Annotated in this window: 10 protein-coding genes and 3 pseudogenes; 9 read left to right on the forward strand and 4 right to left on the reverse strand. The window is 67.3% G+C overall.

What is annotated here, in order from left to right; translation table 11 throughout:
* The first annotated feature begins 15 nt into the window (after positions 1-15).
* Positions 16-450 carry a CoxG family protein gene (locus tag GJ629_RS02615; protein ID WP_157511624.1) on the forward strand — a complete coding sequence of 145 codons (435 nt, stop codon included), beginning with the start codon at positions 16-18 and terminating at the stop codon, positions 448-450.
* Positions 447-1,253 (forward strand): nitrilase-related carbon-nitrogen hydrolase, encoded by an 807-nt coding sequence (locus GJ629_RS02620; RefSeq protein ID WP_157511625.1) that lies wholly within the window; start codon positions 447-449, stop codon positions 1,251-1,253. The genes GJ629_RS02615 and GJ629_RS02620 overlap by 4 nt, the downstream gene beginning before the upstream one ends.
* 197 nt (positions 1,254-1,450) lie before the next feature.
* Here the strand turns inward: GJ629_RS02620 and hemH are convergent.
* The 3 genes and pseudogenes from hemH to trkA form a co-directional block, all read right to left on the reverse strand.
* Positions 1,451-2,516 (reverse strand): annotated as a pseudogene (gene hemH, locus GJ629_RS02625) (ferrochelatase).
* Positions 2,517-2,641: 125 nt separating this feature from the next.
* Positions 2,642-4,195, reverse strand: coding sequence for a TrkH family potassium uptake protein (locus tag GJ629_RS02630; RefSeq protein WP_157511626.1), 1,554 nt, complete (start codon positions 4,193-4,195; stop codon positions 2,642-2,644).
* Positions 4,192-5,523, reverse strand: a complete 1,332-nt coding sequence (gene trkA, locus GJ629_RS02635) for a Trk system potassium transporter TrkA (protein WP_370515762.1) — start codon at positions 5,521-5,523, stop codon at positions 4,192-4,194. The genes GJ629_RS02630 and trkA overlap by 4 nt, the downstream gene beginning before the upstream one ends.
* Before the next feature lie 214 nt (positions 5,524-5,737).
* On the opposite strand from trkA, the pseudogene GJ629_RS02640 reads away from it, so the two are divergent.
* The 6 genes and pseudogenes from GJ629_RS02640 to GJ629_RS02665 all read left to right on the forward strand — a co-directional run bounded on the left by GJ629_RS02640 (position 5,738) and on the right by GJ629_RS02665 (position 12,574).
* Positions 5,738-8,019 (forward strand): annotated as a pseudogene (locus GJ629_RS02640) (amino acid permease).
* Positions 8,020-8,138: 119 nt separating this feature from the next.
* Positions 8,139-8,720, forward strand: a complete 582-nt coding sequence (gene cysE / locus GJ629_RS02645; RefSeq protein ID WP_370515763.1) for a serine O-acetyltransferase — start codon at positions 8,139-8,141, stop codon at positions 8,718-8,720.
* Between the two features lie 34 nt (positions 8,721-8,754).
* The gene (locus GJ629_RS02650) at positions 8,755-9,363 is read left to right on the forward strand and encodes a DNA-3-methyladenine glycosylase (RefSeq protein ID WP_157511628.1); all 609 of its coding nucleotides are present in this window, start codon (positions 8,755-8,757) and stop codon (positions 9,361-9,363) included.
* Positions 9,364-9,408: 45 nt separating this feature from the next.
* Positions 9,409-10,104 (forward strand): hypothetical protein, encoded by a 696-nt coding sequence (locus GJ629_RS02655; protein WP_157511629.1) that lies wholly within the window; start codon positions 9,409-9,411, stop codon positions 10,102-10,104.
* A gap of 103 nt (positions 10,105-10,207) precedes the next feature.
* A pseudogene (icd, locus tag GJ629_RS02660) lies at positions 10,208-11,481 on the forward strand (NADP-dependent isocitrate dehydrogenase).
* A gap of 76 nt (positions 11,482-11,557) precedes the next feature.
* Positions 11,558-12,574 (forward strand): hypothetical protein, encoded by a 1,017-nt coding sequence (locus tag GJ629_RS02665; RefSeq protein ID WP_157511630.1) that lies wholly within the window; start codon positions 11,558-11,560, stop codon positions 12,572-12,574.
* Positions 12,575-12,576: 2 nt separating this feature from the next.
* Here the strand turns inward: GJ629_RS02665 and GJ629_RS15985 are convergent, their stop codons facing one another.
* Positions 12,577-12,729 (reverse strand): hypothetical protein, encoded by a 153-nt coding sequence (locus GJ629_RS15985; protein WP_197428397.1) that lies wholly within the window; start codon positions 12,727-12,729, stop codon positions 12,577-12,579.
* Positions 12,730-12,817: 88 nt separating this feature from the next.
* On the opposite strand from GJ629_RS15985, the gene GJ629_RS02670 reads away from it, so the two are divergent.
* Positions 12,818-13,201: helix-turn-helix domain-containing protein (locus GJ629_RS02670; protein WP_157511631.1), on the forward strand; the 384-nt coding region annotated here is incomplete at its 3' end.

Here is a 13,201-nt window from a genome sequence, read left to right on the forward strand (position 1 = left end):
CACGCAGGGACTGGTATGACGATCCGTGTCGAGCGCGTGATGGAGATTCCGGCCGATCCACAGGCTGTCTGGGCGTTCATCGTCGACCCCGAGAAGCGCGCCCGGCCGATCAGCGTCGTGACGGGGTTCGACCTCGACGACGAGGACGGCCGCAAGGCCACGTGGACGGTCAAACTCCCCATCCCGCTCATCAACAAGACGGTCGAAGTCGACACGGAGGACGTCGAACGGGACCCGCCGCGCTACGTCAAGTTCACCGGCCGGTCGCGCGTGATGCAGGTCGTCGGCGAACACACCCTCGAACCGACCGACACCGGGACGCGACTCACCAACGAGTTCACCGTCGAGGGACGCGTCCCCGGGGTCGAACGCTACTTCAAACGGAACCTCGAACGCGAGTTCGACAACCTCGAAGACGCGCTGTTCGAGGACCTCGGGCTGAGGCTATGAGGGTCGCGCTGGCCCAGATACAGATCGAACCCGGTGACATAGCGGAAAACCGCGAACGCGCCGTCGCGGCCGTCCGGGCCGCCGCCGACTGTGACCTCGTCGTCCTCCCCGAGTTGTTCGACGTGGGCTACTTCGCGTTCGATAGCTACGCCCGCGTCGCCGAGGGACTCGACGGCGAGACGCTGTCCGCGATGTCGGCCGTCGCCGCCGAGGCGGGCGTCGCCGTGGTGGCCGGCACCGTCGTCGAGGACCTCGCCGCGACCGCCGAACGCGGCGTCGCGCCCACGCCGGCCCCGGAGGGACTGGCGAACACCGCCGTCGTCTTCGACGCCGACGGCGACCGCCAGCTAGTCTACCGGAAACACCACCTCTTTGGCTATGGCTCGGCCGAACAGGAGCTACTGACCCCCGGCGAGCGCGTACCGACCGCGGAGGTGGCCGGCGTCACCCTCGGCGTGACGACGTGTTACGACGTGCGCTTCCCCGAGTTGTACCGCGACTTGGTGGATCAGGGGGCGGAACTGATCGCCGTGCCGAGCGCGTGGCCGTACCCGCGGGTCGAACACTGGCAGTTGCTCCCACGGGCGCGGGCCGTCGAGAACCTCGTCTACGTCGCGGCGGCCAACGGCGTCGGCGAGTTCGACGACGCGACGCTTCTGGGCCGGTCGACGGTGTACGACCCGTGGGGGACGGTGCTGGCCGGCAGCGACGACGACCCGACGCTGGTCACCGCCGAGGTGGACCCCGAGACGGTGGTGGCGACCCGCGAGGAGTTCCCCGCCCTCGCCGACCGACGGCGGTGACCGAGTCAGGGTGATTTATTAGCCTGCCGCCGTAAGTAACGCCTGCCGGTAAGACGCTTTTCTCGTCACGCCGGCACACAACTCCGCCTCGCTGCTCGGCCGCGACGCGACTCCCGGGGTCGGCCGTCCGGACGGCCACCACTCCTCGTCCGCCTTCGTCTTCGACGCTCACGCCAAAAATAGCGACAGCGACGCTCTCAGTCCCAGTCCGGGTCCGGCGCGTTCAGACACATCGTCCCCGGTTCGTCCCGACACTGACACTGCCGGAACTGGAAGTAGCCCGGGTCGAAGTCCGCGAGGAACGGTTCGGCGAGGTCCGCGAGCACCGACGGGAACCGGTCGTCGTCGTGCGGGATGGGGACGCGGTAGAACTCCAGCCCCGCTTCGTCGGCCTCTTCGCGGAGGTCGATGTCCAGTTCCGCGAGCGTCTCGCTCTGTTCGTGCATAAAGCTCACCGGTTCGACGACGACCCGGTCGGCGTCGACGTCCTCGATGGCCGCCTCGATGTCCGGTTCCGTCCAGAGCACGTCGCTGCGGTTGTCGTGGTTCTGGAAGCCGAGCGTGTACTCCTCGACGCCGAGCATCCCGGCCATCCCGGCACACCACTCGTCGACGTAGCGGTCGTAGCGACTCCCCTCTTCGAGGTAGTACTGCGGTGTCCCGTGCGCGGAGAAGAACAGTTCGGTGTCGGGGTCCTGTAGGTCGACGCCGGCCTCGTCGGCGTAGGCCCGGATGTTGTCCGCCCGGAGGCGGTTGTAGGTGGGGTGTTTGTGCCAGCCGCTGACTTGGTGGTACTCGCCGTCGAAGCCCGCCGCGTCGAGGCCCTCGTCAAGTTTGTCCAGCGAGAGGTTCGTCGTCGAGGGGCCACAGAGCGGGTAGATGGGGAGACCCAGCACCTCGTCGTGGCCGTCGGCGACGGCCTGTGCGGCCGCCTCGTCGGTGAACGGTTCGGTGTAGAGCATCCCGGTGTAGGTCTCGACGTCGTAGCCGCGGTTGTCGAGTTCGACCGTCAGCGCCTCGGCCTGCCCCGCGGCCTGTTCGTTCAGCGGCGACCCGCCGCCGATTTCGCCGTACTCCTCGATGAGGCTCCCGGCCCGGCGCTGAGCCAGTTTGCCCGCCCGCTCACGGGCGCTCTCCTCGGTCATCTCGGGATTCTCCTCGATGTCCATGTTCGAGTAGAAGATGCGTTCGAGGTAGTCCACGACGCTCGCGCTCGGCCGTCGACGGTTCGCCGAAGTTCAACAGGACGACGCCAGTCGACATACCCGCCCTTACGGCCGGTCGTAAATAGACCCTTGGAGGATTCCCGTGGACACCGGACTGTCCCGCAGTCCCGCGCGGGAAAAATAGCGATCAAGACCGCCGCACGCAGACGGCTGTATTGCCGTCTACGACCGCCAGTACGCCGTCGTCAGGAGGACGAACACGGGGAGAATCTCCAGACGCCCGACCCACATCAGGAAGATCAACAGGAGCTTCGAGGTGGCGGGGAACTGGACGTAGCCGTTCATCGGGCCGACGTCGCCAAATCCCGGCCCGACGTTCCCGACGGCGGAGGCGGCGGCGCTGATACCATCGAGCATCGCCAACTCGTACCCCCCGAGCCACGCGGTGCAGAACAACAACACCGTCCCGACGAAGAAGATACTGAGGTACAGCAGCGTGAACGCGTGGATGCCGCGAACGGCGCTCTCGTCGAGGGAGCGCCCGGCGAGGCGAACGGGTTCGACGGCCTCGGGGTGGACCGTCGAGAACAGCTCCCGCTTGATGGATTTGAAGATCACGAGCCAGCGGACGATCTTGATCCCCCCGCCGGTCGATCCGGCGGAGCCACCGATGAACATCCCGAACAACAGGACGTACTTCGCCGGGGCGCTCCAGGTGTTGAAGTCCATACTGGCGTACCCGGTGGTCGTGACGATGGCGAGCGTCTGGAACACGGCGTGGCGGACCGAGTCCTCGACCTGATCGACGATGGGGGCGATAGTCGGCGTCTCGGCGAGGCCCAACCCCGAAAAGAGCAGGCCGGTCAGTATCGCGGTCAGGACGGCCATCGCACCGGCGTAGGTGCGGAACTCGCTGTCGCGGCCGAACACGCGCCAGTCGCCGCGCAGCGCCTTCCAGAACAGCGCGAAGTTCGTCCCGGCGACGGCCATAAACGGGATGATGACCCACTGCGCGGCCGCCGAGAACGCCTCGATGCTTCGCGCCTCGGGAGAGAACCCGCCAGTGGGAAGGGTCGTCAACGGGTGTGCCACAGCGTTGTACAGTGTCATGTTCGGGGCCCAGTCGAGCACGTGCGGCCCGACAGCGACCAACAGGAGAAACTCAAGCACCGTGAATCCGAAGTACGCGAGCCACAGGACGCGCGCGGTCGACCGTATTCGGGGAGTGAGCTTCTCGATGCCCGGGCCGGGCGCTTCGGCGTCCATCAGTTGTGCCCCACCGACGGAGAGTTCGGGCAGAATGGCGACGGCGAGGACGACGATGCCCATCCCCCCGAGCCACTGGCTGAGCTGTCGCCACAGCATAATCGCGTGGGAGTGATAGCTGGTGTCGATGTTGTTCATCACCGTCGCCCCGGTCGTGGTGAACCCGGACATCGACTCGAACAACGCGTTGACCGGGCTGGCGACGGTGCCGTTGCCGGCGATGAGGTACGGGGCAGTCCCGAAGAGGCCGACGGCGAGCCACGTCATAGCGACCATCAGGAACCCTTCGCGTGCCCCCAAGTCGGGGTCGGGGTCGAGTCGTTCGAGCCCGAACCCGGCGGCGAGGACGAGTGCGATGGTCCCGACGAACGGGGCGACCGGTTCGGCGTAGTAGAGTGCGACGGCGAGCGGAATCGAAAGCGGTACGGCGAGATACTTCACGACGGTCCCGACGAGGCTGACCGACGCGCGCCAGTCGACCCGGAGCGTGGGAGTGACGGAGCGGCTCATAGGTCTGTCATCGCGTCGTCGAGAACGTCGGTATCGGCGAACACGACGATGTGGTCGCCACGCTCTATCACGGTGTCGCCACGCGGCTGGACGAACGCCCCGTCGCGGGTTATCGCGCCGATGACGACACCGTCCGGGAGGTCACCGATGGACTCGGCGATGGGCCGTCCCGTCAGGACGCTCGCCTCGTCGACCTCTATCTCGAGGACTTCGGCACGGTCGCTCTCCAGCATCGCGACGTTCTCGGCGTGTCGTTCGCGGGTGAACCGCGTTATCTCCTCGGCGATAGCCTTGCGCGGATTGACGGCCACGTCGATACCGACGGCCTCGAAGAGGTCGATATAGGACCCCTCCTCGACGACGGCAATCGCACGGTCGGCCCCCATCCGTTTGGCTAACAGCCCGGCCAACAGGTTCTGCTCGTCGTTGCCCAGAGCGGCGACGACGACGTCGACCTCGGCGATGTGCTCGCGTTCGAGGAACTCCTGATCGGTCGGGTCGGCGTTGAGGACGGTCGTGTCGGGGAGCGCCTCGGCCAGCACTCGGGCGTGTTCGGGAGCGGGTTCGATGAGTCGTGTCCCGATACCTTCCTCCGAGAGGACGTCGGCGGTCTGTCGCCCGATGTCGCTACCGCCGACGATCAGCACGTCGTCGATACTGCCGATATCGCCTCGCATCGTCGTGGCGAAGTCACCGACGCTCTCGGGGGAGCCGATGACGACGACACGGTCCCCGTCCAGCAGGCACGTATCACCACGCGGGATCACGACGTCGTCGTCACGGATGATGGCGGCGAACGTCAGCGAGTCGAACCGGTCGGCCGCCGCGACCGTCGTGCCGGCGACCGGGCTGTCGTCGTGGATGGTGAACTCGGCCATCCTGACGAGGCCATCGGCGAAGGTGTCGACGTCGTGGGCCGCCGGCAGACCGATGACACGGGAGATGCTCCGCGCGGTCAGGAGGTTCGTCCCGACCATCAGGTCCACACCGAGTGCGCCCTCGGCGTTGTTCCACGTGTCGAGGTACTTGGTGTTGCGGACGCGGGCGATGGTGAACGCCTCCGAGATGGTCTTGACGGTGCCGCAGGCGACGATGTTCGTCTCGTCGTTGTCGGTACACGCGATGACCATATCCGCGTCCCCGACGCTTGCCTCGGTCAGTGTCTCAAGCGACGCGCCGTCGCCCTCGACCGGCAGGACGTCGAGCGAGTAGGTGAGCGACTCCACGCGGTCGCTGTCGCGGTCGACGACCACGACCTCGTGGTCCGCACAGAGACTCGCCGCGATAGACGACCCCACTTCACCGGCTCCGACGATCACGACGCGCACAGTAACACCCCGCGACTCATTTGCAGCGAGGTTCCGTGCGCTGTTGTAAGTGGGTTTCTATCCGAACGCCACTCCGTCGACGGCCGCGACTAACCAGAATTAATACCTGCCCCCCGTTTCGGGTATGTATGCACCATTCCGCAGCCGGCCGTCCGGACCGACTGCACTCACCCTCCGTAACTAGTTCACAGGACGTGTCCGGAGGAGAGAGACGATGAGCGGCGGCGACGAGGACCTCGCGAAGGACCTCGGCCCCCTGGCGGCGTTGACAATCGGCGTCGGGACGATGATCGGTGCCGGCATCTTCGTGTTGCCCGGCGACGCCGTCTCGACGGCGGGGTCGCTGGCGGTCGGGGCCTTCGTCGTCGGCGGCGTCATCGCGCTGTTCACCGCGCTGTCGGCCAGCGAACTCGGGACGCGATGCCCCGCTCGGGCGGCGCGTACTTCTACGTCAACCACGCCCTCGGACCGCTGTTCGGTTCCATCGCCGGCTGGGCCAACTGGCTCGGTCTCGCCTTCGCCAGCGCGTTCTATATGGTCGGGTTCGGCCAGTACATCCAGCGCATCATCGCCTCTTTCGGCGTCGACGCGACGGGATCGGTCGGACTCGGTCCGGCGTCGCTGACGGTCGTCGCCATCATCGCACTGATCGGCGCGGCGCTTTTCATCACCGTCAACTACGTCGGTGCGAAAGAAACCGGCCGCCTCCAGAACATCATCGTCATCATCCTCGTCGCTATCCTCGCGGTGTTCACGTTCGTCGGCGGCCTACAGGCGGACCTCTCGAACCTCCCGGCCAACGAGGGGTACGGCCCGATGCTCACCGCGACGGGCTTTATGTTCGTCTCGTATCTCGGGTTCGTCCAGATCACGTCCGTCGCCGAGGAGATCAAGAACCCGGGCAAGAACCTCCCGCGGGCGGTCATCGGGAGCGTCGTTCTCGTGACCGGCATCTACGCGCTCGTGCTGTTCGTGATGAGCGCGGCCGTCGAGCCCGGATTCATCGCCGGAATCGGCGACAACGAGATAGCGGTCGTCCAAGTCGCAAACATACTGCTCGGCCCCGTCGGCGGCGTCGCGATGCTGTTCGGCGGGCTGTTGGCGACGGCCTCCTCCGCGAACGCCTCGATACTGGCGTCCTCGCGCATCAACTTCGCGATGGGCCGTGACCGCATCGTCACCCAGTCGCTCAACGAGGTCCACCCACGGTTCTCGACGCCGTACAAGTCCATCGCGATCACCGGCGGCCTGATCCTGCTTTTCATCGCCGGCGGGGACCTGATCGGGAGTCTGATCGAGGGGACCGACCCCGTATTGTTGCTCTCGGGCGCCGCGAGTTTCCTCCATCTGGTCATCTACGGGTTGCTCAACATCGCCCTCGTCGTGATGCGAACGGCCGACCCCGAGGAGTACCAGCCCGATTTCAGAGTGCCGCTGTACCCGATCACGCCCATCCTCGGCGGCATCCTCTCGTTCGCGCTCATCTACTTCATCGACCTCCCGGTCATCGCCTTCGGGATGCTCATCGTCGTCGGTGCGGTCCTGTGGTACGTCTTCTACGCCCGGACGCGGGCGACCAAGAAGGGAATTCTCTCACAGTACATCCTCGATCAGTCCGACACGATGCCCGATACGGCCGTCTCCGCGGCCGAGAGTGTCCAACCGGACGGCGGGAAGTACAAGGTGATGGTCCCGCTGGCCAACCCCGAACACGAGAGCGACCTCATCACGCTCGCCAGCGCCATCGCCAAACAGCGCGGCGGGACAGTCGAGGCCGTCCACATCGTGACCGTCCCCGACCAGACCACGCTCGAGTACGGGGCCGAACACGCGGCGGAACTGAACACCGACTCCGAGGAACTACTCGACAGCGCGCGTGAAGACGCCGAGACCTTCGGTGTCGACATCGAGACCAGTACGATATACTCCCACGAGGGGTTCGAACAGATCTTCGACGCCGCCCGCAGCCACAGGGCCGACCTCGTCGTGATGGGCTGGGGGCCGGACTCCCACGGGTCGCCGGGCCGTGCCGAGAGCGCTATAGACGAGATGCTGGAGGACGTCCCGTGTGACTTCCTCGTGATGCGCGACCGCGGGTTCGACCCCTCGCGGATCCTCGTCCCGACGGCGGGCGGCCCGGACTCGGACCTGAGCGCCCAGATCGCACGGCTGCTGGCGGCCGAGTACGACGCCGAGATTGAACTGCTCCACGTCGACGACGACGAGGCCGCGGGCGAGCAGTTCCTCGCGGCGTGGGCCGACGAGCACGGCCTCGAGGACGCGACGCTGCGCATCGAGAGCGGCGACGTCGAGGCGGCCATCGAACGGGCGGCCGACGACGCGACGATGGTCATCATCGGCGCGACCGAGCGCGGACTGCTCCGGCGACTCGTCTCCGGGTCGCTTGTCATCGACATCGCCGACGACGTGGACTGTTCGGTGTTGCTCGCCGAACAGGCCCGCGAGCGGTCGCTGCGCGAGCGTCTGTTCGGCTAACCGACCGAAGGTATTCGCTCCGCCGGCACGCGGGTCGCCACTGAGGACGGACCGAGTCGCGCCTTTTTTACTCGCGCCAACCCGAACTACGGTGTCAGCGAGTGCCGTCATCCCAGCGGGTGGCGGACACGAGACACACTATGTTCGACCGAATCTACGAGGACGTCAGGGCCGCGCGTGAACGGGACCCCGCAGCGACGAGTACGCTGCTGGTGCTGTTGACCTATCCGGGGCTACACGCGGTGTGGTGTCACCGTCTCGCCCACCGCCTCCAGACGGCCGGATTCACCGTCTCGGCGCGCCTGCTGAGCCACGTCGCGCGGTTCCTGACCGGCGTCGAGATCCACCCCGGCGCGACCGTCGGCCGGCGGTGTTTCGTCGACCACGGGATGGGCACCGTCGTCGGCGAGACGGCCGAGATAGGCGACGACGTCCACATGTACCACGGCGTCACGCTGGGCGGGAACGACCCGCGCCGGACCAAGCGACACCCGACGCTTGAGGACCACGTGACCGTCGGCGCCGACGCGACGCTGCTGGGCGACATCACCGTCGGCGAGGGCGCGACCGTCGGCGCCGGTGCTGTCGTCGTCGACGACGTCCCGCCCGGCGCGACGGTCGTCGGCAACCCGCCCACCCCATCGACAACGACTCCGAGACGGCCGTCGAGATGGACTGCTCCGAACCCACGGAACCGGTGAGTACCGACGGGAGCGGCCACCACGACGACGACCGATGACGGCCCCGCACGACCGCCTCCGCGAGGACCCGACGATGGCCGACCTGATCGCCGAGTACGGCGAGTTGACGCTCGACCCGGCAGAGGACTTGTTCCGACGGCTCGTCGTCTCTATCCTCCGCCAGCAGGTGTCGATGGCCTCGGCGGCGGCGACCCGCGAGCGCCTGTTCGAGGCGGTCGAGGTGACGCCGTCGGGGGTTCTGGCCGCCGAGAAGGAGACCCTGCGGGAGGCCGGCCTCTCCCGCCAGAAGACCGACTACGTCCGCAACGTCGCGGAGGCGTTCGCGGACGACCGGCTCTCGCGGTCGGCCCTCGAAGGGGAATCCGACGAGGCGATCCGCGAGCAGTTGACCGCCGTCACCGGCGTCGGCGAGTGGACGGCGAATATGCAACTGCTCTTTACGTTCGGCCGCGAGGACGTGTTCCCGGTCGGTGACCTCGGCGTCCGCAAGGGGATGACTCGACTGTACGGCATCGAGGACCGGGCGGCGATGGTCGAGTACGCCGAGCGGTGGGCTCCCTACCGGAGTTACGCGACGCTGTACTGCTGGCGCGTCGAGGAGGACATCGCGGCGTCGGTCGGCGAAGTCGTCGAATCGGAGTGACTGTCGACCGCCAGACACTTCTCGCTCGCCCGCGGGAGTCCGAGTATGAGCGCCTACGGCGACGGCGAGCGAACCCTCCACGTCGTGGACCGTACCGACGACTGTCTCGGCTGGCAGGTCCACCCCGACGAGCGACTGGCCCGGACGAGCCACGCGATAGCCACTGACGACGGCCTGTGGTTGCTCGACCCCCTCGACGCGCCCGGACTGGACGAGTCGCTGGCCGAGTACGGCGATGTCGCGGGCGTGTTGGTCTGTTCGTCGTGGCACGCCCGCGACGCGGGGGAACTCGCGGCCCGCCACGGCGTCCCCGTCTCGGTGCCGACGTGGCTGGACCGTGTGGCCGAACGGGTCGAGACGGAGACGGAACGCCGCCTCGACGCGCCCGGCGCGTTCCGGTTTCGCGCGAGCAACCCGCTGCCGTCGTGGCAGGAAGCGATCCTCCATCGGGAGCGCGACGGCACGCTGTACGTCCCCGAGTCCATCGGGACGAGTCGGTTCTTCCGCGTCGGCGACGAGCGACTGGGTGTGTCGCTGTACCGGCGACTGCTCCCGCCGCGGGCGGCGCTCGCCGACCTCGACCCGGACCGGATACTCGTCGGTCACGGGGACGGGATTACGGAGAACGCGGGCGGTGAACTCGCCCACGCGCTGGCGAACGCGCGCCGGCGCGCGCCGCGAGCAATGTTCGAACACGGCCCGGCGGCGGTCAGCGCGCTGTGGGACTCACAGCGTCACTGAGCTATCTCGTTCCACAGCGCCAGCGCGTCGAAGCGGTCGCCAGTGTCGTCGAAGACGCGAATGATAGCCCTTTTACCCACCGTGGGCTACCGTGTGAATGATAATGAGCTACGACTTCGACAAGGTGGAGGTGCCGGCTGAAGGCGAACCGATCACAGTGGTGGACGAGGACGCGGACGAACTCGACATCCCGGAGACGCCCATCGTGCCGATCATCCACGGCGACGGCATCGGGAAGGACGTGGGACCGGCCGCCCAGAAGGTCCTGACCGCCGCCGCGGAGGCGACGGGCCGTGACATCGCGTGGATGCGGGTCTACGCCGGCGAGTCCGGCCGCGAGCGCTACGACGAGAACCTGCCGGCGGACACCGTCGAGGCAATCGACCAGTTCCGCGTCGCTATCAAGGGCCCGCTGACGACGCCCGTCGGCGCCGGATTCCGGTCGCTGAACGTCGCGCTCCGGCAGACGCTTGACTTCTACGCCAACGTCCGCCCGACCTACTACCTCGACGGCGTCCCCTCGCCGATGAAATCCCCCGAGGAGATGGATATGGTGACTTTCCGGGAGAACACCGAGGACGTCTACGCCGGCATCGAGTGGGAAGAGGGCACCGACGACGTCGAGGAGGTCCGGGAGTTCGTCGAGGAGATGGGCTTCGACGACACGATGCACGAGGGACCGATCGGCATCGGCGTCAAACCGATCTCGGAGAAGGGAAGCAAGCGACTCGTCCGGAAGGCCATCGACTACGCCATCGAGCACGACCGGGACACGGTCACGCTCGTCCACAAGGGGAACATCATGAAGTTCACCGAGGGGCAGTTCGCCGAGTGGGGGATGGAAGTCGCCGAGGAGGAGTACGACGACGAGGAGGTCTTCGCCGCGCCGGACTCGCTGTGGGAAGAGCAAGACGACATCGACGTCCCCGAAGACGCCGTGATGGTCGAGGAGCGACTGGCCGACGCGATGCTCCAGTGGATGCAGCTGCGCACCGACGAGTTCGACGTGCTGGCGATGCCGAACCTCAACGGCGACTACCTCAGCGACGCCGCGGGCGCACAGATCGGTGGGCTGGGCATCGCGCCCGGCGCGAACTTCGGCGACGCCCGCGTGCTGGCCGAACCGGTCCACGGCTCCGCGCCCAAGCGCGCCGGCCAGGACATGGCCAACCCGACGGCGATGATCCTCTCCGGTCGCCTGATGTTCGACTATATGGCTGGGACGAGGCCGCGGACCTCGTCCGTGACGCCGTCGAGGAGACCATCTCGGGCGGCAAGGTCACCTACGACCTCGAGCGACAGATAGAGGGCGGCGAGAAACTCGGCACCGAGGCCTACGCCGAGGCCATCGTCGACACCATCCACGACCTCGCCTGAGCGGGGCCGACCGCTGTTTTCCGGCGACAGTGTGTGCCACCAGTAGGTACTACTATCCCCGGTCGGTAGCGGGGGTATGCGACGTGTCGCACTCACGGTTGCTGTAGTCTGTCTCGTCGGACTGGCGGGGTGTTCGACCCTGAGCGGCGGCGACGCGACGACGACCGAAGAGGGCTACACGCCCGGCGCGGACGCCCCGTCGTGGCTGGCCGCGGACGGCACGGTCAACGAGTCGGCGTTACTCTCGGCACACCTCCGGGAAGCCAACGAGTCCGTCGTCGGCATCGACCAGCGCAACGGCAACGACAGCGTCGCCATCGTCCGCGGTCCAGACGCGACCTACGCCCGGGACGACGGCGGCGAGACGTGGACCAGCGGGAGCCTCGAACTGCGCAACGCGACGCCGTTTTCGGCCGACTACGGCGTGACCTTCGATAGACAGCGGTCGAGCCTCGGCGGCGCGAGCGCGGTGGCGTTCGGCCTCTCGGTCCGCCTCTCGACGGCGGAGTACGAGGCCGTCGGGACGACGACCCGCGACGGAGAGCGCTTCTACGAACTCGAAGCCGTCGGCCCGAAGGGGCTGGGGTCGTCGCTGGGCCACTACACCGGCACGGCACTGGTCGACCCGAACGGTCGCATCCACTCACTGTCGGGCGAAGTCGGGGAGAACGAGAGCGTCGCCGACGCCTACAGCTACGCGTTCGACTGGTCGGTCGACAGCGTGCCGAAACCGGAGTGGACCGCCGACCTCCCGCAGGTCGACGCGCGCCTCGGGCCCGACAACGAGACGGTCGTCCTCGACCACACCGGCGGCGCGACGATACCGGCCGGGAGCGAACTGTCTGTCAGCGTTCGCCTCGACGAGCGCTTCGACGGGACGGCCGAACTGGAGACGGCCCTCGAAACCGGGGAGACACTGGTTCTCGGTATCGACGACGGGGGCGACGAGCGGCGGGTTCGGAGCGGCCGAGGGTCGCTGTCGGGGTCGCTGGTCGACCTGACTGGGAGTTCGGTGACCGTCGAGAACGACGCGCTCTCGGTGGACGGCCGGACCGTGGACCTACGGGTGTCGGTCGGTGCGTCCGTACTCTGAGGCTACTTGCCGCGGCCCTGATTGACGCCCTCCTTGAAGCCGCTGAGGGTCCGGCGGATGAACAGGTAGACGAAGAAGACGAACGCCAGCATAACGACGACGATACCGACGAGGACGGGGTCGAGGTCGCTCAACAGGAGCGGGAGTGCTGTCATAGGGATGGCTTCCGAGGCGTGGAAAGTATGTGTTTCGGGCGAGGCCGACGGACAAGATTCATCACGAACGCTGTTCAACCAACGGCTGATGTCCCTGCTGCCCTCCAAACCGGACACGTCTCCGCCCGAGGACGCCGAACCACGGGTGGTCGGCGTCGACAGCGACGACGCCGAGGACGTCATCTCGGCGCTGTCTTCGGATACGGCCCGGACGGTGCTGGCCGAACTCCACGAGGATCCCGCACCGCCCTCCGAACTCGCCGACCGGGTGGACACCTCCCTCCAGAACGTCCAGTACCACCTCGAGAAGCTACAGCGCGCCGGCGCGGTGTCTGTCGTCGACACGGCCTACTCCGCGAAGGGCCGCGAGATGGATGTCTACGCGCCCGCCGACCAACCGCTGGTCATCTTCGCCGGCGACGAGGAGAAGACGACCGGTCTCAAGGCCGCGCTCTCGCGGTTGCTCGGCGCG

It is taken from the genome of Halapricum sp. CBA1109 (assembly GCF_009741825.1).
GTDB lineage: Archaea > Halobacteriota > Halobacteria > Halobacteriales > Haloarculaceae > Halapricum.